The sequence below is a fragment of the Candidatus Pelagibacter sp. Uisw_130 genome (assembly GCF_047722505.1).
Classification (GTDB): domain Bacteria; phylum Pseudomonadota; class Alphaproteobacteria; order Pelagibacterales; family Pelagibacteraceae; genus Pelagibacter.
The window spans coordinates 1,010,051-1,031,997 of sequence record NZ_CP159814.1 but is presented as its reverse complement, the minus strand read 5'-3'; the positions used below and the strand labels follow the sequence as shown (position 1 = coordinate 1,031,997).

19 protein-coding genes and 1 other RNA gene are annotated in these 21,947 nt (G+C 28.7%); 16 read left to right on the top strand and 4 right to left on the bottom strand.

All coding sequences use genetic code 11. The features are described 5' to 3' along the window. Positions 1 to 29: 29 nt before the first annotated feature. Positions 30 to 1,535, top strand: a complete 1,506-nt coding sequence (locus ABXT55_RS05600; protein WP_415284341.1) for a hypothetical protein — start codon at positions 30 to 32, stop codon at positions 1,533 to 1,535. On the opposite strand, the gene fumC is transcribed toward ABXT55_RS05600, so the two are convergent. Then, a complete protein-coding gene (fumC, locus tag ABXT55_RS05595; RefSeq protein WP_415284340.1) occupies positions 1,523 to 2,911 on the bottom strand; it encodes a class II fumarate hydratase in 1,389 nt (462 codons plus the stop codon). The two genes, ABXT55_RS05600 and fumC, sit on opposite strands and share 13 nt — an antisense overlap. A 66-nt stretch (positions 2,912 to 2,977) precedes the next feature. Between fumC and ABXT55_RS05590 the strand changes: the two genes are divergently transcribed. Continuing rightward, on the top strand, positions 2,978 to 3,349 hold the full coding sequence (locus ABXT55_RS05590; protein ID WP_415284339.1) for a phosphoribosyl-ATP diphosphatase: 372 nt from the start codon (positions 2,978 to 2,980) through the stop codon (positions 3,347 to 3,349). 150 nt (positions 3,350 to 3,499) lie between these two features. Continuing rightward, positions 3,500 to 4,393: an SHOCT domain-containing protein gene (locus tag ABXT55_RS05585; protein WP_415284338.1), complete on the top strand. Its 894-nt coding sequence runs from the start codon at positions 3,500 to 3,502 to the stop codon at positions 4,391 to 4,393. 74 nt (positions 4,394 to 4,467) lie between these two features. On the opposite strand, the gene ssrA is transcribed toward ABXT55_RS05585, so the two are convergent. Together ssrA and ABXT55_RS05575 are read right to left on the bottom strand one after the other, a co-directional pair. Beyond that, positions 4,468 to 4,767: a transfer-messenger RNA gene (gene ssrA / locus ABXT55_RS05580) on the bottom strand. Next, positions 4,756 to 6,144, bottom strand: a complete 1,389-nt coding sequence (locus ABXT55_RS05575; protein ID WP_415284336.1) for a PQQ-dependent sugar dehydrogenase — start codon at positions 6,142 to 6,144, stop codon at positions 4,756 to 4,758. Before ABXT55_RS05575 ends, ssrA begins: the two co-directional genes overlap by 12 nt. 57 nt (positions 6,145 to 6,201) lie before the next feature. Here ABXT55_RS05575 and thyX point away from each other — a divergent pair, with 57 nt between their 5' ends. Together thyX and ABXT55_RS05565 are read left to right on the top strand one after the other, a co-directional pair. Then, positions 6,202 to 7,149 carry an FAD-dependent thymidylate synthase gene (gene thyX, locus ABXT55_RS05570; protein ID WP_415284335.1) on the top strand — a complete coding sequence of 316 codons (948 nt, stop codon included), beginning with the start codon at positions 6,202 to 6,204 and terminating at the stop codon, positions 7,147 to 7,149. A gap of 16 nt (positions 7,150 to 7,165) precedes the next feature. Next, on the top strand, positions 7,166 to 9,124 hold the full coding sequence (locus ABXT55_RS05565) for an acyltransferase family protein (protein ID WP_415284333.1): 1,959 nt from the start codon (positions 7,166 to 7,168) through the stop codon (positions 9,122 to 9,124). On the opposite strand, the gene ABXT55_RS05560 is transcribed toward ABXT55_RS05565, so the two are convergent. After that, positions 9,105 to 9,935: an Mrp/NBP35 family ATP-binding protein gene (locus tag ABXT55_RS05560; protein ID WP_415284332.1), complete on the bottom strand. Its 831-nt coding sequence runs from the start codon at positions 9,933 to 9,935 to the stop codon at positions 9,105 to 9,107. The two genes, ABXT55_RS05565 and ABXT55_RS05560, sit on opposite strands and share 20 nt — an antisense overlap. Positions 9,936 to 9,986: 51 nt before the next feature. Here ABXT55_RS05560 and hflK point away from each other — a divergent pair, with 51 nt between their 5' ends. The 11 genes from hflK (at position 9,987) to ABXT55_RS05505 (ending at position 21,945) form a co-directional block, all read left to right on the top strand. Continuing rightward, positions 9,987 to 11,087, top strand: coding sequence for an FtsH protease activity modulator HflK (gene hflK / locus ABXT55_RS05555; protein WP_415284331.1), 1,101 nt, complete (start codon positions 9,987 to 9,989; stop codon positions 11,085 to 11,087). Beyond that, positions 11,087 to 11,956: a protease modulator HflC gene (hflC, locus tag ABXT55_RS05550; RefSeq protein ID WP_415284329.1), complete on the top strand. Its 870-nt coding sequence runs from the start codon at positions 11,087 to 11,089 to the stop codon at positions 11,954 to 11,956. Before hflK ends, hflC begins: the two co-directional genes overlap by 1 nt. Before the next feature lie 9 nt (positions 11,957 to 11,965). Beyond that, complete coding sequence (locus tag ABXT55_RS05545; RefSeq protein ID WP_415284328.1) at positions 11,966 to 12,151, top strand: DUF2065 domain-containing protein; 186 nt, start codon at positions 11,966 to 11,968, stop codon at positions 12,149 to 12,151. Between the two features lies 1 nt (position 12,152). Then, positions 12,153 to 13,568, top strand: a complete 1,416-nt coding sequence (locus ABXT55_RS05540; protein ID WP_415284327.1) for a Do family serine endopeptidase — start codon at positions 12,153 to 12,155, stop codon at positions 13,566 to 13,568. A 2-nt stretch (positions 13,569 to 13,570) separates the two neighbouring features. Continuing rightward, positions 13,571 to 14,512, top strand: a complete 942-nt coding sequence (gene miaA, locus ABXT55_RS05535) for a tRNA (adenosine(37)-N6)-dimethylallyltransferase MiaA (protein WP_415284326.1) — start codon at positions 13,571 to 13,573, stop codon at positions 14,510 to 14,512. 19 nt (positions 14,513 to 14,531) lie between these two features. Next, positions 14,532 to 16,298 carry an acetolactate synthase 3 large subunit gene (locus ABXT55_RS05530; protein WP_415284325.1) on the top strand — a complete coding sequence of 589 codons (1,767 nt, stop codon included), beginning with the start codon at positions 14,532 to 14,534 and terminating at the stop codon, positions 16,296 to 16,298. Continuing rightward, positions 16,299 to 16,847, top strand: a complete 549-nt coding sequence (gene ilvN / locus ABXT55_RS05525) for an acetolactate synthase small subunit (protein ID WP_415284324.1) — start codon at positions 16,299 to 16,301, stop codon at positions 16,845 to 16,847. 19 nt (positions 16,848 to 16,866) lie between these two features. Beyond that, the gene (ilvC, locus tag ABXT55_RS05520) at positions 16,867 to 17,886 is read left to right on the top strand and encodes a ketol-acid reductoisomerase (RefSeq protein WP_415284323.1); all 1,020 of its coding nucleotides are present in this window, start codon (positions 16,867 to 16,869) and stop codon (positions 17,884 to 17,886) included. A gap of 66 nt (positions 17,887 to 17,952) precedes the next feature. Continuing rightward, complete coding sequence (locus ABXT55_RS05515) at positions 17,953 to 18,645, top strand: DUF4956 domain-containing protein (RefSeq protein WP_415284322.1); 693 nt, start codon at positions 17,953 to 17,955, stop codon at positions 18,643 to 18,645. A 15-nt stretch (positions 18,646 to 18,660) separates the two neighbouring features. Continuing rightward, the gene (locus tag ABXT55_RS05510; protein ID WP_415284321.1) at positions 18,661 to 21,267 is read left to right on the top strand and encodes a CotH kinase family protein; all 2,607 of its coding nucleotides are present in this window, start codon (positions 18,661 to 18,663) and stop codon (positions 21,265 to 21,267) included. 3 nt (positions 21,268 to 21,270) lie between these two features. Then, on the top strand, positions 21,271 to 21,945 hold the full coding sequence (locus ABXT55_RS05505; RefSeq protein WP_415284320.1) for a VTC domain-containing protein: 675 nt from the start codon (positions 21,271 to 21,273) through the stop codon (positions 21,943 to 21,945). The last annotated feature ends 2 nt before the right edge of the window (positions 21,946 to 21,947 follow it).

Genomic DNA, 21,947 nt, shown 5'->3' with positions numbered 1-21,947 from the left:
TATAAGATATTTAAATTTCAACTGTATTTATGAAACAATTTGTTAAAAAATTTAATAATCTAATTGAAAATACAATATTCAAAGTTAAGAATAAAACAAATAATAAATTAAAAATTAGCAGCTTTAATAAAGCTATAATAACATTTATTTGTTTATTATTTTTGTATTTGTTTTATTCATCAATACCCACTTTATATGACAAGGATTGGTTAAAAGACAATATTAAAGCAAAGTTGCTTAAAGAATTTAAATTAAATTTAAACTTTGTTGAAAATATTTCATATCGTATTCTTCCAGCACCACATTTTATAATCAAAGATTCTAATCTGTTAGTAAATAACTCAAGTAAAAAAAGATATATTGCAGAAATTAGAGAATTAAAAATATTTTTAAACAAATCAAATTTTTTTGATAAAGAAAAAATGAAAATAGAAGAAGTAATCATAAATGATGCAAATTTTTTTTTATTACCAAGTGATTTTAAGGAATTAAATCACTCTATTAATCGTAAATTTTCTAATAAAAAAATTAAAATTAATAAAAGTAATATATTTTTTAAAAATAATTTAGATGAAATAATCACAATAATAGAAATCGATAAGATTAACCTTTTCTTTGATGATAAAAAATTAGAAAATCAATTTAATTTAAAAGGTAATATTTTTGCAATACCTTTTACCCTTGAGATAAAAAATAAAAAGGATTTATTTAAAGAGAAAAATTTTTTATTCGAAGAGAGAAATTTTTTATTCCAAGCAAAGTCTCTTAATTTAAATATTTTAAATAATAGCATAAAAAATAATAATAATTCCACTTTTGGAAATAATATTATTTCTTTTTTCAATTCCATAGTTGATACAGAGTATGAATTAACAGATAAGAATATTATTTTTAAATCTAAAAATTCGAAATTAAAAAATTATAAAGTGGAATATGATGGAGAAATATCCACTAGTCCATTCGATTTAGATTTGAATATTAGGTTAAATAACAATAAAATATCCAGACTATTTATTCTTAATTCGACGTTGATTGAATTTTTTAAATCAGGATTATTATTTAATGATAATATAAGTTTAAACACCTCTATAACTATTAATTCAAATGGAGGGCAAGATTTTTTTGATGATGCAAAAATTTATTTTAATTTATTTAATGGTAAAATTAATTTTGATAAAACGCAGCTTATTAATAAAAAGATAGGGTTATTTGAGATAAGTGATAGCAGCCTATTCCTTGATGGTGATAAGTTAGTTTTAAATATGAATTTACTTTTTAATATCAGTAACTCCAATAATCTATTTTCTTTTCTCAACACTGGCAGGGCAGGAAGGAAAGAGATTAAAAATATTTTCGCTAATATTGATTATTATTTTATCGATAATACAATTAAATTTAATAATATTATGATTGATAATAATAAATTAAGTAATCAATCGATGAATATACTTGAAGGTTTTTATGACAACAATACAAACAATTTAGTTAAAACTAAGCGCCTACTAAATCAACTATTTAGTGCTTATGCGGGATAGATCATTTTTCTAGGATTCACTATTCTTTCATAATCTTTTTCTTTAATGAGACCTGTTTTAAGAGTTTCTTCTTTTAAAGTAGTTCCCTTTTTTAATGCTGTTTTTGCAATTTTTGCAGCATTGTCATATCCAATATGTGGAGCCAACGCTGTTACTAGCATTAGCGAGTTATCTAGATGCTCTTTAATTCTTTTTTTGTTAGCCTTAATTCCTTTAACACAATAAACGGCAAAATTTTTAGTACTATCCGCAATAAGATCTATCGACTGAAGTATATTATGAGCAATCATTGGCTTAAATACATTAAGTTCAAAATGTCCATGAGAACCAGCAACTGTAATTCCAGTATGATTGCCTATCACTTGAGCACAGACCATTGTTACGGCCTCACACTGAGTAGGGTTAACTTTTCCTGGCATAATAGATGAACCAGGCTCATTTTCTGGGAGTATTAATTCACCATATCCAGCACGAGGTCCTGAGCCTAAAAATCTTATATCATTTGATATTTTCATTAATGCAACAGCACAAGTATTTAGTGTGCCTGAAAAATTTACAATAGAATCGTGAGCTGCAAGTTCTGCAAATTTATTAGAGGCTGGCTTAAAAGGGATTTTAGTATATTTGGCAATCTCTTTAACAATTTTTTTATCAAAACCTTTTTTAGAGTTAATTCCAGTTCCAACAGCTGTTCCACCTTGTGCTAAAAAATATATTTCTTTAAGTGCAAGCTCTATTCTTTCAATACATTTTCTTAGCTGTACCTGATAGCCTGAAAATTCCTGTCCAAGTGATAATGGTGTTGCATCTTGCAAGTGGGTTCTACCAATTTTAATAATATTTTTAAATTCTTTAGATTTTTTTGCTAACTCTTTTTCTAAAGTTTTTAAGCTAGGTAATAGTTTTGATATTGTCTCTTGAGCAACAGATATATGCATAGCTGATGGAAAAACATCGTTTGTTGATTGAGACTTATTTACATGATCATTAGGATGAACTGGTTTTTTTGATCCTTTTTTGCCACCTAATATTTCAATTGCTCTGTTTGCAATTACTTCATTAACATTCATATTAGTTTGTGTACCAGAACCTGTTTGCCAAACCTTTAAAGGAAAATTTTCATCCAATTTTCCTTTAATAACTTCATCTGAAGCTTTTATTATCGAATTAGTAATTTTCTTATTTATTTGTTTTTCTTTATAATGAACTAAAGCAGAAGATCTTTTAATGATTGCAATAGATTTTATTATGGAAATATTAACTAAGATTTTTCCAATATTGAAAAACTTATTAGATCTTTGAGTTGATGCGCCCCAATATCTATCACTAGAAACGTTGATACTTCCAATGCTATCAAATTCTTTTCTTAATTTCATTGATTAATATATAATTAATATTTTAATATACTTATATATTAAATTTTAAAAACTTACAGGAGCTAAATGTCAAATTTTAACAAAGTAAAAACTTTCATGGAAATCTTTGGTCAAGAAGTCAAAACAAAGCCATCTTTTAGCACTGATAAGATCAATAGTCTTAGATATGATTTGATAAAAGAGGAGCTAGAAGAACTTAGAGAAGCAATGGAAAATAATGACCTTTTAGAAGTTGCAGATGCTTTAACTGATATATTATATGTAACTTATGGTGCTGGACATGCATTTGGTATTGATCTTGATAAGTGTTTTGAAGAAGTACAAAACTCAAATATGAGCAAGTTAAGTGAGGACGGCAAACCTATCTATAATGAATCTGGAAAAGTTATGAAAGGTCCTAAATATTTTAAACCTGATTTAACTAAATTTGTAAATTAGTAGGGGCGTTCTGTTACCCGGTGCCCAGACCGTGCTTCTATAATCCTTATTTTACAACAAAGTTGATGCAACCTAATCTAGAAATAATCAGAAGTTTCAAATAAATTACGACCTATCTACGACCTAGGTTTTCTGATAAGATTTTTGTCCATGAAAAAAATTTTAGGGATCGTGGTTCTGTGTTTGTTGATGAGTGCAAATGTTTATGCAGCACCAAAATTTTCTGCCAAGGTAGGTGACATAGTTGAAAATGAAGTATCATTTGGAAAACGAGATAAGTTTCCATTACCACCAGGAGAGTTTACTGTTGGTGTAATTAAAGGCTCTAAAGAATTTAGAGATGTAATGTTATATCAAATTGATGAAAAAAGTGGAACTGTCAGATGGGCAGTATCTATTTTTGCAACAGGAAATACTGAATGGGAATGGTGGAACCCATCAAAGTTTTGCAAAAGAACAAATGTATATTTTATAAAAAAAAAATTAGTTAATAAGAGATTTGCTTGCTGGATGGTAAATCATTCAAGGTCAGATATTGGGGCTGAAAAAGGTTTTTGGAAAATAGTTAGAGACTATGAAATCTCAAATAAAATAGTATCACCGGACATATTTGTTTATAGCAAGTATGCTTATGCAAAAGGTTCAAAATTATATGGTATGAGTTATTACTATAATCCCGAACTTGATGGTGTACCAAAGCCCCAAAATTTAGAGTGGGCTACAAACGAATTTCACATGCAAAGAGTTATGCAGTATCCAAAGCATGAGGAATTTTTAAAAAAGTATATTAGCATTTCAGCAAATTTAATTGATAGATTTAATCAACTTAATAAAGTTAAAGGTGGACTTACACTTAACCCTGAAGAAAACTTTACACAGGCATCAATTAATGTTGAAAAAGAAGGAACTAAAAAGGTTAAAAAATCTACAGATGCAAATAAAGGTGACGTTGTTAGTCAAATCAAAGGATTGAAAGAGCTACTAGATGCTGGTGCAATAACTCAAGATGAATTTGATAAGGCAAAAAAGAAACTTTTAAACTAAAAATTACGACCTATGTACGACCAGAAGTAGTCTAAACATTAATCAGCATTATAAATAAAGGAAAGTAGGAGGGTAGTAAGGGGCGTTCTGTTACCCGGTGCCCCGGACCGTGCTTCTATAATTAACCTAAGTTAATTATGCAGCAATAGCGTAACTTTCGTTAGCATTTAAAGTTTAGCCCGTTACGGTGGAACAATCCCGAACGAAAGAATAGCCTTTAGTCACCCGTCGATCCTATTTCACCCCCCATGATTTATAATGGTGGAGGTGGTGGGTACTGCCCCCACGTCCGTAATGGTTATTACGAAATTCATTTATCGTTATAGCTATAAAGCATAATTACTATATTAGCTTTGCTGCGTTTATTCAATTTCTAATTTTAATATTCCTAATTCTACCTGATCTTCTAGCGCTAAAATAAACACATTAGCTTTTTTAAAATATTTAAGATCACGAATTCTTGAGCCAACATAGATCCTTTCCATAGAAAGAATACCATCTATATTTTTATTGAATTTAATTCGATACAGACTTTGATCATTTAAAGAAGATAGCAAATAGTTGTTTTGCCATAAATTTGAAAATGAATTTGGGATTTTGATTATTTGAGATATTCCAATTGATGGAACAAAAGCATAAACAGGCTCTATAAAACCACTATCAGAATGACTTTTTAGATAGCCCTTAGAAGAAATTTCATTTTTATCAATATCATCATAAGCCGTACCATATGAGGCTATCGGCCAACCATAATTACCTTGAAAAATAATTTTATTTATTTCATCGCCTCCATGAGGCCCATGTTCTGTAGAAATAATATTGTTACCATCAACTAATAAACCCTGCGGATTTCTGTGACCTAATGAATATACAATATGTTTTTTTGTATCAAGGTTAATAAAAATTATTTTACTTATTATAGTTTTTTTATCTTGGGGGAAAGTTGAAGGTTTATTATAGGCCCCCATACCAATTGAAACAAGTAAACCATCTTGCGATTCATGATTGAAGAATTGCATTCGACCTGCGCTATACTTAGGACCACATTCATTCGAAGAATAAAAATCTTTGAACTCTAAATTTTTTATATTTATATCAGCAACAACAATTCTAAAATATTCACATTCTTCTTTTCTAATGTGATAAGATACATATATCTTATTATTATGAATTAACGTTCCATTTACATGTCCAGACCTTGCAAGATCTAATAAATTACTTGAAATAATTGTAAATTTTATATCTTTAGTGTCTTCACTAACAACTTCACTTAAGTTGGAATATATAATTCTACCTTTACCATGAATAATTAATATTTTATTATCATAGCTTTCTAAATAGAAAGGTTGAAATAATCCATATAGTGAAAATTCTTTCTCTCCAGCTGCATACTTTTCAAGATTTACATCAAAATTAATATTTTTTTTTATAAATTTCATTTTACCATACTGAGTGTTAGGTAAAAATTTTACATTATAGTCGTTATTTAAGTTTTCAATTCTTGGGGCTTTACGCTTATATCTTTTGTGAATATCGTTAAAAGGATCAAGTCCTGCAGTCCTCAGAATTATTCTGATGGAATCATTCATCTTATTATAATACTCAAAATAAGTGTTTTCGACGCTTATTTGAGTTTTTAAAGGAAACTTTCTAGTGATTTTATTTGGATTAGTTAAGACTAAAATAACAATCAATACTAGAATTGAAATTAATGTGATTTTTATAATTCTTTTCTTAAAATTTATGTTCATAAGGTTTAAAAAAAACTTTCAATACTTATTCAATAATATAAATACAGTTAAGAATCCATGAAATTAACTATAAAGCAGACACAAGAAATTAAAGAGCAGCAATCTCAACAAAATAAAACAAAAAGGGTTACGGTTCCAGACCTTGAAAATATTCTCTATGAAGCAATGCCAGCATTAGATCATGGTTTTGTAAGAGTTGTGGATTACATGGGTGATGATTCTTCAATTGTTCAGTCAGCTAGAGTTTCATATGGTAAAGGAACTAAACAAGTCTCAACAGATGCAGGACTAATTAAATATTTAATGAGACATTGGCACAGCACTCCATTTGAAATGTGTGAAATTAAATATCATGTTAAGCTTCCAATCTTTATTGCCAGACAATGGATCAGACATAGAACAGCAAATGTTAATGAGTACTCAGCAAGGTATTCAATTTTGGATAAAGAATTTTATTTACCTTCAGCGGAAAATTTAGCAGCACAGTCTTCAAGTAACAGGCAAGGTAGAGGTGATATTATTGAAGGTGAGCAAGCAAATGAAGTTTTAGAACTCTTAAAAAATGATGCAGAACAAACTTATGATAATTATGAGATGATGCTCAATCAAAGATTTGATGGTTCAACTATTGATGAAAATAAAAAAGGACTAGCAAGAGAACTTGCAAGAATGAATTTAACTTTAAACACTTATACACAGTGGTATTGGAAAACTGATTTATTAAACTTAATGAATTTTTTAAGGTTAAGAGCCGATAGTCATGCGCAATATGAAATAAGAGTTTATGCAGACATCATGTTAGATACTGTTAAGAAATGGGTGCCCATAACTTATGATGCATTCATGGATTATAGAGTGGGTGGAACAGAGGTTTCAGCTAAAGGAAAAGTTATCATTCAAAAACTTATTAAAGGTGAAGATGTTAATCCTGATAGTGCAGGCTTATCCAAAAGAGAATGGAATGAGTTGATGATTGCTTTTGATTTGAAAAATAAAGTTGTTTAAAGATTAAAGAATTAAAATGATCAAACTTAAGTATCGTCCAGAAATCGATACATTAAGAGCAATAGCTGTATTAGCTGTAATAATTTATCACGCAAATTTCTATTTATTTGGTAATCTAGTTTTTTCAGGTGGATATTTAGGTGTTGATATTTTTTTTATAATCTCTGGATACTTAATAACTTCTATAATTTTAAAAGAGTTAATAGAGAAAGATAGTTTTTCATTTAAAAATTTTTATATAAAAAGAATTAAAAGAATTTTACCAGCCTTATTATTTGTAATGTTGGTGTCAATCCCCTTCTCTTGGATTTATTTATATCCAACTGACCTAGTAAGTTTTTCAAAATCAATTTTATATTCTTTAGGATTTACCTCGAATTTCTATTTTCATTTTTCTGGCCTAGAATACGGATCTCCTGAGGGCTTATTGAAACCTTTTCTACATACCTGGTCCTTATCTGTTGAGGAACAGTATTATATTCTATTTCCAATTGGGCTAGTGCTTGTATTTAAATTTCTAAGAAAACATCTTCTTTATTTTTTTTTAATTTGTTTTGTTATCAGCTTATTATTAGCTGATTGGGGTAGTAAAAATTATCCTTCAGCTACTTTTTATTTTCTACATACAAGAATCTGGGAATTAATTCTAGGTTCATTACTCGCATATTATGAAATTAAACTAGGTCATAGAGGGCAAAACAAAATTCTCTGTCAAATATTCCCAATTCTAGGTTTAACATTAATTGTTTATTCATTTTTTTCTTTTGATGGCAAAATTTTTCACCCATCATTTTACACATTGATACCAGCAATAGGTGTTAGCTTAATCTTATGGTTTAGCTATGAAGACAATTTTATACTAAAGATATTATCCTATAAAGTATTCGTTAAAATTGGTTTAATCTCTTATTCTTTATATCTTTGGCATTATCCAATATTTTCATTTGCAAATCATTTAGAAATTTTTTTTAATAATAATTTAGAAAAATTTTTATTAATATTAGTGACATTTATTTTATCAATATTCACATATTATTTTATTGAACAACCGGCTAGAAAAAAAGTTTCTCTAAAGATTATCATCTCTTCATTAACAATAATTTTTTTCATTATTGTGACTTATTCGGTAACCGTTATTACAATGGAGGGGTTTACCAATAGATTGAAAGTAAAAAATTATCAAAAGAAACATACCTTTCTTTATTTAGAGCAAGATAATGAAGCTTGTTTTGGCAGAATTTGCAATTTTGGATCAAAAGAACAACAAATAATTTTGTTAGGTGACTCACATTTGGGAAGTCTTGCATATGATCTTTATGATAAAACTAAATCTGACTATTCATTTTTAAGTATTACAAGTGCAGGATATTTTCATTTAAAAAATGTTAACCAAATAAATAAACATTCAAAAAAAATTAATATAGATTATGATAATTTAAGAATTAAAATCGATAAGATTTTAAAAAAATCTAGAGATAATATAATAATTTTAGGTGGTGCAACTTCGTTATATTTTTACAACAAAAGAATAGAAGATAGAGCTTTACATTGGGATAATCTTTTTGTTGATAAAAAATCTAAAAAACATAATCCACAAGTTGTTGAACGAGCTTTCATTGATCTTATTGATGAATTATCAAAAAATAATGAGGTGATCCTTTTATATCCTATTCCTGAAATAGGTAGAAATTTACAAAAAAAAAAATTTGAAAATATGGTCAGAGTATTTAACTATAAGTATTCAGATTTTTTAAAGCAGAATAAAGAAGTAATTGAATTTTTTGATAGCATAAACAAGCCCAGAGTTCATAAAGTTTATTCATATAAAGCATTTTGTAAAAAAGAATCTGTTCCTTTATGTTCAACTCATGATAAAAATAACTTTTTCTTTTATGATGGATATCATCCTTCACTTATAGGTGCAAAAATGATTAATGATTTAATTATTAAAAAAATTAATTATCTAAATAAGTAGCTCTTATTTTTTTAGCAAAGTCTAAATATATTTTAGAGATTTCATGTTCAGGATTAGCCTCTACAATTGGTTTTCCTTCATCGCCACATTTACCAACTTCAGGATTTATTGGAATTTCTCCTAGGAATTCTTTTTCAAACTCTTCAGCAGTTCGCTTAACTCCACCTTCACCAAAAATTTTATATTTTTTCCCATCATCACCGGTGAAATAGCTCATGTTATCAACTAAACCTAAAATTTTAACTCCAAGTTTATCAAACATCTTGATACCCCTTTTAACATCAAGAAGAGCTACTTCTTGAGGAGTTGAAACAATGATTGCTCCATCCATTTTAATTTCTTGAGAAAAAGTTAATTGAGTGTCACCAGTCCCTGGAGGCATATCAACAATTATGAAATCTAAATCTTTCCATCCAACTTTTTGTGTGAAAGTTTTAATTGCACTAGTAACCATAGGTCCACGCCAAATCATTGGAGTTTGTTGGTCTGCAAGAAAACCAATGGACATACATTGAATGTCATATTTTGTAATTGGAGTTAAAGTCTGGCCATCACTTTTTGGCTTTTCATTAATATCAAACATTTTTGGAATTGAAGGACCGTAAATGTCAGCATCAAGTAAACCTACTTTGCAGCCAATTTGTTTTAAAGCTAAAGCAAGGTTAGTTGCAAAGGTTGATTTTCCAACCCCTCCTTTTGCACTTGATACGGCTATTGTAAATTTTGTTCCCAAAATAGGATTTTTAGTGAACTTTCTAGGCTCCAATTTTTTCTTCATTGCGTCACTTAGTTCTGGCTTTTTATCAGTCATAATCTCATCATTACTTGTTTTTTATTAGAAAGACATTATATACTTTGTCATATGTCAGATGATTTTCAAGGTAGAGGTGGAAGCCCATGGGGAACACCTCCAGGTGGAGGAAACGGTTCTGGTAAAGGACCTACACCACCAGACATCGATGCAATTATTAGAGATATTCAAAGTAAGATAAATAGATTTTTACCTGGTGGAAGTTCATCAGGAAAAAAACCAATTGGTCTAATTTTAATTATTTTAGCCTTTGTATGGTTAGCAAGCGGACTTTATAGAGTAGGGCCCGATGAACAAGGTGTAGTTTTAAGATTTGGTAAGTTTGTTAAAACTACTCAACCAGGATTGCACTATCACATTCCACTTCCAGTAGAGACAGTTCAGACACCAAAAGTTACAAAAGTAAATAGAATTGACATTGGTTTTAGATCTGAGAGAGACAGTGGTTTTTCACAAGGTGGGGGAGTTGCTGATGTTCCTCAGGAAAGTTTAATGCTTACTGGTGATGAAAATATAGTTAATATAGATTTTTCAGTTTTCTGGGTAATTAAAGATGCAGGTAAATTTTTATTTGAAATACAAGATCCAGAAGGAACAGTAAAAGCTGCAGCTGAAACTGCAATGAGAGAAGTAATTGCTAAAAGTAAAATTCAACCAGTTTTAACTGAGGGAAGAGCTCAAATTGAAATTGAAACTCAGGAAATTATTCAATCAATTCTAGATGAATACAATAGTGGTATTCAAATTACACAAGTTCAAACTCAAAAAGCTGATCCACCTGATCAAGTAATTGATGCGTTTAGAGATGTTCAAGCTGCAAGAGCGGATATGGAAAGATCTAAAAATGAAGCTGAAGCTTATGCTAATGATGTTATTCCAAGAGCAAGAGGGGAAGCTGCAAAAATTATGCAAGCAGCAGAAGCTTATAAACAAAAAGTTGTTGCTCAAGCAGAAGGTGAAGCTAGTAGATTTATATCTATCTATAATGAGTATGCAAAAGCTAAAGAAGTAACTCAAGAAAGAATGTATTTAGAGACTATGGAAAAAGTTTTAGCAGATATTGATAAAGTGATAATTGAAAAAAATGCAGGCTCAGGTGTAGTACCATATTTACCATTACCAGAGCTAGGTAAAAAAAAGGCAAGTAACTAATGAAAGCACAAAAAATTTTATTACCAATAATTATTTTAATAGCGGCATTAGCCTTCTTCTCTATATTCATTGTTAAAGAGGTTAACCAAGCAATTGTACTTCAGTTTGGTGATCCTAAAAAAATCATACTAAAACCAGGTTTAAACTTTAAAATACCTTTTATTCAAAATGTTGTCTTTTTAGATAGCAGAATTTTAAATCTTGATACACCACCAGCAGAAGTTATTGCATCAGACCAAAAAAGATTAATTGTTGATGCTTTTGCAAGGTTTCAAATTGTAGATCCTTTAAAATTTTATATTTCAGTTGGAAATGAAAGAGTTGCAAGATCAAGATTAGCAACGATTATTAACTCAAGAATTAGGAATGTTTTAGGACAACAAGAGTTACAAACATTACTTTCAAAAGATAGATCTAAGCAAATGTCTTTAATTCAAGAGGGTGTAAACGCAGAAGCTCAAAAATTTGGAATTAAAATAGTGGATGTTAGAATTAAAAGAGCTGATTTACCTCAAGCAAATAGTGAAGCAATTTATAGAAGAATGCAAACTGAAAGAGAAAGAGAAGCTAAAGAATTTAGAGCAAGAGGTGCTGAAATGGCAGTAACTATTACATCAACTGCTGATAAAGATGTTTCTGTATTACTAGCTAATGCGAATAAAGATTCTGAAATCATGAAAGGTCAAGGAGATGGTGAGAGAAACAAAATTTTTGCTGATGCATTTGGTAGAGATCCAGAGTTTTTTGCTTTCTATAGAGCAATGCAGGCTTACGAGACTGCTTTAATAGGTGGAGATACTTCAGTTATTTTATCACCTGACAGTGAGTTCTTTAAATTTTTTGGGAATATCAAACCTAAGTCTCAGTAACATAATTTTATGAAGGAGTTGATCATAGCTTTTGGTCTTTTTCTTTTTATCGAAGGAATTTTATATGCCTTATTTCCCTCAAAAATGAAAAATATGTTAAAAAAAATGGAGTTAATAAAAGATTCACAGTTAAGAAGTGGTGGATTAGTTTTTGCAGTTATAGGTTTTATAATTATTTGGTATATTAAAAGTTAATATGAACAGAATTAAAGAATTATTTATCATTTTATTTGCAATAAGTTTTGCGTCTAAAGCATTAGCAAAAGATGCACCCGCATCATTTGCAGACCTAGCAGAAAAATTAATGCCATCAGTTGTAAATATTTCAACAACAACTACTGTAACTACAAATACTAATCCATTTCCTGGTTTTGAGTTTCCTCCAGGATCACCTTTTGAAGATATGTTCAAAGAATTTGGGACACCTAAAACTAGAAAATCTGCTGCATTAGGCTCAGGATTTATAATCGATGAAAAAGGAATAGTAATTACTAATAACCATGTTATCCAAGATTCTGAAGATATCGTAGTGAGAGTGGGTGGGGATAAAGAATATAAGGCTACAATAATTGGGCAAGACCCATTATCTGATATTGCAGTCCTTCAAATAGATTCCAAAGAAAAGTTCATACCTGTTAGCTTTGGAGATTCTGATAAAGCAAGAATTGGTGATTGGGTTATTGCAATTGGTAATCCTTTTGGCTTAGGAGGCACAGTAACAGCAGGAATTATTTCTGCTAGAAATAGATCAATTGGTCTTTCTCGTTACGAAGATTACATTCAGACAGATGCTTCGATAAATTCAGGGAATTCGGGCGGGCCACTATTTGATATGAATGGTGATGTAATTGGAATTAATACAGCAATTCTGGGTAAAGGGGGTTCTATAGGTATAGGCTTTTCAATACCATCGAATAGTGCAAAAAAAGTTGTTAGTCAGTTAATAGAATTTGGTGAAACTAAGAGAGGCTGGTTAGGAGTTAGAATTCAAGTAGTTTCAAAAGAAATAGCTGAAGTTGAAAAATTAGATGAACCTAGAGGAGCATTAGTTGCTAGTGTTGCAGAAAAAAGCCCATCTGACAAAGCAGGGATTAAAGCAGGAGATATCATTTTAGAATTTAACGGAACAAAAATTAATGAAATGAAAGAACTACCAATAATTGTTGCACAAACAGAAGTAGGTAAAACAATCGAAGTTAAAGTTTGGAGAAATAAAAAAGAGATTACTAAAAAAATTAAATTAGGAAGATTGGAAACTTCAAGTGACTTTAAAAAAAAAGAACCAAAAGATACAAAAACAGAAACTCCAGAAATTTCAGAAATTAAATCATTAAAAATTATAGTAAGACCATTAAATGATAATGATATTAAAGAAAGAAAGTTACCCAATCAAACAACAGGTTTAGTTATAACAAATATTGGAAAAAATAGCCCTATAAACTACTTAAATGTTGGAGATATTATTGTTGAAGCACAAAAGAAAAAGATAAAATCAACTAAAAATCTTGAAGATATTGTGGACACTGTTTTAAAATCAAATCAAAAAACAATTTTGATTGTAATTTATAATAATCAAAACCAAAGAAGATATATTGGCGTTAAGCTAGATTAACAATGGACAAACAGTCCAAAATTATCTTAATTTCAGGCCCCACTGCATCTGGTAAGACAAATTTTGCAGTCAAGATTGCAAAAAAAATTCAAGGAGAAATAATTAATTCTGACAGTATGCAGGTTTATAAGACATTAAAAATCTTAACAGCAAGACCCAATAAAATAGTACAAAAAAATATTAAACATCATCTTTATGGAACTATTGATTTAAATAAAAAATTTTCAACAGGACAATGGTTGAAACTTGCAATTAAAAAAATAAAAAGTATTCAAAAAAAGAAAAAAATTCCAATTTTAGTTGGTGGAACTGGTCTTTATTTTCAGTCATTGATTAATGGTCTTGTTAAAATTCCAGAAATACCTCTCAAGTTTAGAAATAAAGTTAGGCTAATGTCTAAAAGAGAAGGCCAAAAAAAATTCTATAAAAAACTTTTAAAGCTAGATCCTAAAGTAAAAGATAAATTTGATCCAAATGATACACAAAGATCTATAAGAGCATATGAGATTAAATCTTATACCAATATCTCCATGTATGACTGGTTATCTAAGACTAAATCTGAATTTAAAGACAGTGATTTTTTAAAACTTCAAATTGAAACAAAAAGAGAAAAACTTATTGAAAGAATTAATTTAAGAACTCATGTTATGATAAATAGTGGAGCCATTAAGGAAGTTAAAAAATTTCTTGAATTAAAAATTAGAAAAGAGCAGAGTGCAAACAAGGTAATTGGGATTGTCGAATTGACACAGTATCTAAATGATAAAATTACTTTAGATGAAGCAAAAGAATTAATATCAATTAAAACAAGACAATACGCTAAAAGACAAGCTACTTGGGCAAAAACTAGAATGATATCTTGGATTAAAATTGATCCAAACAAGATAGATAGCTATATAAAAAAATTAAAAAAATCCTCCCTTAAACTTGACCAATTAACATAAAGTCCGATAGATTGCCTGAATGCCAAAATTATATTCAGGAGCGGAAATTGTATTCATGTGTCTTGAAGACCAAAAAGTTGAACATATTTTTGGATATCCGGGTGGTGCAGTTCTTCCTATCTATGATGAATTAAAAAATCACCCAACCATAAAACATATATTAGTTAGACATGAGCAAGGAGCAGGACATGCTGCAGAAGGTTATGCGAGATCAACTGGAAAACCAGGTGTTGTATTGGTTACTTCAGGACCAGGTGCAACAAATGTTGTTACAGCATTAACAGATGCTTATATGGACTCAGTTCCACTAGTTTGTATTTCAGGTCAGGTACCTACACATTTAATTGGAACAGATGCTTTTCAGGAATGTGATACTACAGGAATTACTAGACCTTGCACAAAACATAATTGGTTAGTTAAAGATATTAATGATCTTCCAAGAATAATGCATGAGGCATTTGAAGTTGCAACAACAGGAAGACCCGGACCAGTATTAGTTGATATCCCAAAAGATATTCAGTTTGCAAAAGCAAAATATGTTAAACCTAAAAAAGAAAAAAAATTAAATAGAAAAGTTCTTAGTAAATTTAACCAAAAAGAAATTGACCAATTAGTAGACTTGATGAAAAAAGCCTCCAAACCAGTTTTTTATACTGGAGGTGGAGTAATTAATTCAGGCCCAAAGGCAAGTGAACTTTTAAGAGAGCTAGTGGCCTTAACTGGATTTCCTATTACATCAACATTGCAAGGATTAGGTGCTTATCCAGGAGATGATAATCAATTTTTAGGAATGCTTGGTATGCATGGAACTTTTGAAGCTAATAATGCAATGCATGATTGTGATTTATTAATAAATATAGGTGCAAGGTTTGACGATCGTATTACTGGAAAGATAGATGAATTTTCTCCAAAATCAAAAAAAGTTCATATTGATATTGACCCATCATCAATTAATAAAATCGTAAAAGCTGATCTAGCTATTGTCGGTGATGTGAGTGATGTAATTAAATCTATATCAAAAACATTAAAAAAGAAAAACTTAGATTTAGAAAAATCAAACAAGCAAAAAATATCTAAATGGTGGCGACAAATTCAAAAATGGAGAACAAAACAATCCTTAAATTTTATAAATAGTGATAAAATTATTAAACCTCAACACGCAGTTCAAAGACTTTATGAATTAACTAAAAACCAGGACACATATATTACTACTGAAGTTGGACAACATCAGATGTGGGCAGCACAACATTATAAATTTAATAAGCCTAATAGATGGATGACATCAGGAGGACTTGGAACTATGGGTTATGGATTACCAGCAGCAATAGGTGTGCAAGTTGCTCATCCTAAAAAATTAGTTGTAGATATTGCTGGAGAAGCATCAATTTTAATGACTATGCAGGAAATTTCAACTGCAGTTCAGTATAATTTGCCTATAAAGATATTCATTTTGAATAATCAATATATGGGTATGGTTAGACAGTGGCAGGAGCTTCTTCATGAAAAAAATTACTCCGAAAGTTACTCAGAGGCATTACCAGATTTTGTAAAATTAGCCGAAGCTTATGGTTGTGTGGGCATTAGAGCAGAAAATCCAGATGAATTAGACGAAAAAATTGAAGAAATGATTAGTATAGATAGACCAGTAATTTTTGATTGTCATGTAGATCAAGCTGAGAATTGTTATCCAATGATACCCTCTGGAAAGCCACATAATCAAATGTTGTTAGGACCTAAGGACCAGGAAGAGAATAAGATTACAGGTAAAGGAAAATCTTTAGTTTAAATGGTAAAATCAAAATCAGCATACAGTACTCCTACTAAGTTAGGTAAAATCGATACCCATATAATTGTTGTTTGGGTTGATAACGAAGCAAGTGTTTTATCAAGAGTAGTAGGTCTATTTTCTGGAAGAGGTTACAACATAGAGTCTTTAGCCGTAGCAGAAGTAGATCAAAAAAATAATCTTTCTAGAATTACAATTGTAACAACAGGGACACCACAAGTTATAGAACAAATTGTATTACAATTAAAGAAGCTAGTGCCAGTTCATAAAGTTGGAAATTTTAAAAGAGAGGATAAAAAAGTTATATTTAAGGAGATGGCTTTATTAAAAGTTGTTGCAAATACTAGTAAAATTAAGAAGGCTTTAAATGCTTGTAAAAAATATAATCCAGTTATATTAGATCAGACACATAAATCTGCTGTAATTCAAATAACAGCATTAAAAAGAGAGATAGATAAAGTGATAAAAGATTTAAAACCATTTAATCTTGTTAGTGCGTCAAGAACCGGAGCGGTAGCAATGACGAGAGGTGCAGAGATTTTTAATTAAAAAATAAAGGAGAATAAAAATGAAAATGTTTTATGAAAAAGATGCAGATGTAGATTTAATCAAAAGTAAAAAAATAGCAATTTTTGGCTATGGAAGCCAAGGACATGCTCACGCATTAAATTTAAAAGATAGTGGGGCTAAAGAAGTTGTAGTAGCACTTAGAGATGGATCTGCAAGTAAAGCAAAAGCAGAATCAAAAGGTTTAAAAGTAATGGGTTTATCTGATGCTGCAGAATGGGCAGAAGTTGCAATGATACTTACACCAGATGAATTACAAGCAGCTATTTATAAAAATCATATTGATCAAAGAATTAAACCAGGAACAAGTATAGCTTTTGCTCATGGATTAAATATTCATTATAAATTAATTGAAGCAAGAAAAGATTTAGATGTATTTATGGTTGCACCAAAGGGACCTGGTCATCTAGTTAGAAGTGAATTCGAAAGAGGTGGTGGAGTGCCATGTTTATTTGCTGTTCATCAAGATGGAACAGGTAAAGCAAGAGATCTTGCATTATCATATGCTTCAGCAATAGGTGGTGGAAAGTCGGGCATTATTGAAACAACATTTAAAGACGAATGTGAAACTGATTTATTTGGTGAGCAATCTGTACTTTGTGGTGGATTAGTTGAGCTTATCAAAAACGGCTTTGAAACTCTAACAGAAGCAGGATACGAACCTGAAATGGCATACTTTGAATGTCTACATGAAGTAAAATTAATAGTAGATTTAATTTATGAAGGTGGAATTGCTAATATGAATTATTCTATCTCTAATACAGCAGAATATGGCGAATATGTATCTGGTAAAAAAGTTGTAGATAGTGAAAGTAAAAAAAGAATGAAAGAGGTTTTGGCTGATATTCAATCTGGTAAATTTACAAAAGATTGGATGAAAGAATGTGAAGGTGGTCAAAAGAACTTTTTAAAAATGAGAAAAGATCTTGCAGATCATCCAATTGAAAAAGTTGGTGCTGAACTTAGAGCAATGATGCCTTGGATTGGTAAGAAAAAATTAATAGATAGTGATAAGAAGTAAAAAAAAGACTTAGTATATAAGTCATATATTGTGTTATCTTAAATTAAAATAAGATAGAAACAGTTAATGGAAAAAAAAGATCTTAATTTTTTTTTAAATCAAAATGTGCAAATTGAGCTTTCAAATTTTATATTAAGCTTGTTTTGTGCAGCAGTCTTAAGTTTTATTGTTCATTTATTTTATATACGTTTTTCTTCAACACTATCTAATAGAATTGAATTTTCAAAAAATTTTGTAGTTTTAGGAGTTGCAACATGCATAGTTATTATGATTGTTAAGAGTTCACTTGCATTATCATTAGGACTAGTTGGAGCCTTGTCGATCGTTAGGTTTAGAGCAGCAATAAAAGAACCTGAGGAATTGGTTTATTTATTCTTAATTATTGCAGTTGGATTAGGCTGTGGTGCAAACCAATTGATTGTTACTACTATAGGAATATTTTTTGCATTACTGACAATTATTATTTACTCAAAATACCTAAATAATAAAAAAGATACGTCTACAGAGATAATTAATATGGGAATAATTATTGAAGAAAATATATCAGATACACAAATTAATAATCTCATTAAAGATGCTAATAAAATTTCACTAGAATCAAAATTTATATCAATGTCTAGAAGTGAAAGTAATACAACTGTTAATTTAGATATAAGACCTACTACATTTGAAGAACTTACTAAACTTACTGGTGTTATTAAAAAAGAATATAAAAATTCAAAAGTAATACTTTCCAACAATAGTGATTTATCGTTATGATTTTAATTTATTACTATGATTTTAAAAAAAAAAACCAAAAATAAAAATAACAAATTTAGTATTAATAAATTTTTACTTTTTTATTTTATTTTAACACTTGTGGTTGGATCAATATCCTTCGGTATCATCATAAAATCCTTATCATTTAATAAAACTAAATCTATATTACTAGACAAAATTTCAAGGTACGGAAGATATGAATATATTTATTTACCCAAAATTGCGTACTCATCTTTAAAAAGTATTTTTGTTAAATTTGAAAAGATAAATCTAGACATAAAATTTGAAGACATAATTATTTTAGAAAAGATAAGGAAAGAAAGTTTAAAAAAAGGTGATCTGCCACAAAGAGATTTAATCCCAAAAATCAATTTAGATTTAGTGGTTAATCAAATCAAATATAGAGGAAAAGCAAGACTTAAAGGAGATAGAAAAATACATTATGAAGATAGAGATAACACTTCATATAAAATTGAACTTAAAAAAGATCAATATTTGTTTGGAATGAGAAAGTTTTCATTACAAAAACCAATAATTAGAAATTATATTCATGAGTGGATTTTTCATGAATTAGCTGAAGATTTTGGTTTAATAAAAATTAATTATGAATTCATAGACTTAAGTATTAATGGAGAGGACAAAGGATTATATGTTTTAGAAGAAGGTTTTGGAAAAGAACTAATAGAAAGAAACAAAAGAAGGAATGGCCCTATTTTTGGAATTAATGAAGATTTAAATTATACAAATATTGAACCAGTGTTAGAAATATATAATAAAAAATACTGGGAAAAATTAGAAAATAAATCAATTGCATTAAGTGCATCACAAAAATTAAGAGATTTTTTTCAAAATAAAATTAAAGCAGAGGAAGTTTTTGATTTAGAAAAATGGGCTTCATATTTTGCGATTGTAGATCTAACTGGCACATGGCATGGAGCTTTATTAAAAAGTGTAAAATTTTATTATAATCCTATTAATGGTTTGTTCGAACCTATACCATTTGATGGTCATAGATTTAAACCAAATTTTCATAAATTTAACTTTAATTACGATAACAAATTATTAATTGATTTTTTAAATAACCTAAATGCCCAAGACGAAAAAATAGGTCTAGGGTGGTTAAAAAATTATTTTTTTGATGGTGAAAAATTGAGTCAGGGTTTTTACAATATGTATCTTGATAAGTTGACTGAAATCAGCTCAAACAAATTTATTGAAAAATTCTTATTATCTAATAACGAAAAAATTAATAAGATTAATTCTAAAATATATGCAGATTCTTTCTGGTATCATGACCAGTCAAGTGGCATGGGCTTATATTATTTTTCGATTAAAGACTTTAAGTATCAAGCAGAAAATATAAGAAATAAATTAAGTAAGAAAGAAAGTTTTCAAATTTTACAAAAAAACCAATCTACGTTTATAATTAAAGACTACTCTGAAAATTATAACAAAAACTTCGTTAACAAATTCATTTGTAACGATGGTGTGGATACAATTGAAATACCAATAAATTTACAGTTAGGAAATTTTGATGACACCATAATCAGTGTTCCACAATTAAGTAAAAAAATAAACTGTACACATGTAGAATTACTACAAAATTTTGATGAAAAAACAATTTTAAAGAAAATTAATCATATAAATTCCACTTATGATACTAAGAAATTTAAAAAAGCTAAAGCTCTTAAATATGAAAAGTATTTTTACAAAAAAGATGATAAATTATTTTTAATTAAAGACGAAGTTGTCATCGAAAATGATTTATATATACCAAAAAATTTTAAAGTATTAATTAAGCCAAATCAAAAAATTATTCTGATAAATAACTCTTTTATAATATCTAATTCACCATGGATAATTAAAGAGGGAAAGGATAAAGTAATAATTAGTGGTAAATTAAATAACTTTGGTGGAGGTATATTAATTACAGATACCAATGAAACATCAATAATTCAAAATGTAAAATTTTCAAATCTAACTGGATTTCAAAAAAATTCTTCATCAGAGTTTTTAATTTATGGTGCTATGAATTTTCATTCAACAAAAGTTGAAATAGAAAATGTACAATTTGAAAATATATATTCTGAAGATGCGTTAAATATATTCAATTCTAATTTTTATATAAGTAAAACTAAGTTCAAAAATATAAATTCAGATGCGGTAGACATAGATTTTAGTAATGGCAAAATTGAGCTGTCTAATTTTGAAAATATAAAGAATGATGGAATTGACTTTTCAGGTTCTGATGCCACAGTTTATGATATAAAATTTACAAACATAAATGATAAAGTTATTAGCGTAGGAGAAAAATCAAACATTCAGATTTCAAAGATAAATGCTCATGACTCATTTGCTGGAATTGTGAGTAAAGATGGTTCAAAAGTTTTTTCAGAAGATATTATTTTTAATAGGGTTAAGATACCTTTTGCTGCATATCAAAAAAAATTAGAATATGGATATGGTTCATTGATTGTAAAAAAATATGATATTAAGAATTTTCACACTAAGTGGCTTAAGGATAAAAAATCAAATATCGTAGCAGATAATAATATTTTAGATATTAGTACAAAAAAAATACTTTCAATTATAAACAATAAAGAACTACATTTGATAAATTAAATAATGATAAAAAAAATAAATAGATTTGAGAGAAAGTGGATTTATAGAAATAACGATCATTTAACTTTAATTAACTCTTTAATCCGATCAAATTTATTTTTTAAAACTCATTTTCCTCTTAGAAAAGTAAATTCTATATATTTTGATGATAAAAATTTTTCTTCAATTCTTGAAAATCTAGATGGAGTAAGAAATAAAAAAAAGATTAGACTTAGGTGGTATGGAGAAAAGCATAAACTAGATAATCCAATGTTAGAAATTAAAGATAAAGATGCCACTGTAACAAAAAAAACAAATTACAACGTTGATCAATTAAACGGAGTATCTATTCTAGATAAAAAAGGCTTGGAATTTATAAAAGATACAATTAATAAAATAGTTAATTCTAAAAATATTATCTATCCAGTTCTTACTACCAACTATGATAGACAATATTTTATTTCAAACAACAATAAAGTGAGAGCTACTGTTGATTATAACTTACAGAGTATTTATTTAAAAAACTTTAGTCAATTGAATATGATAAAGAATTTCGTATATAAATGTATTCTAGAAATAAAATACCCAACAAATATAGACAGCTATGTTCGAGAAAATCTTAAGAATATGACTTTGCGTTTATCAAAAAACTCAAAATTTATCAATTCAGCAGTTGATACCCCTAGCTTTATTTTTTAAAA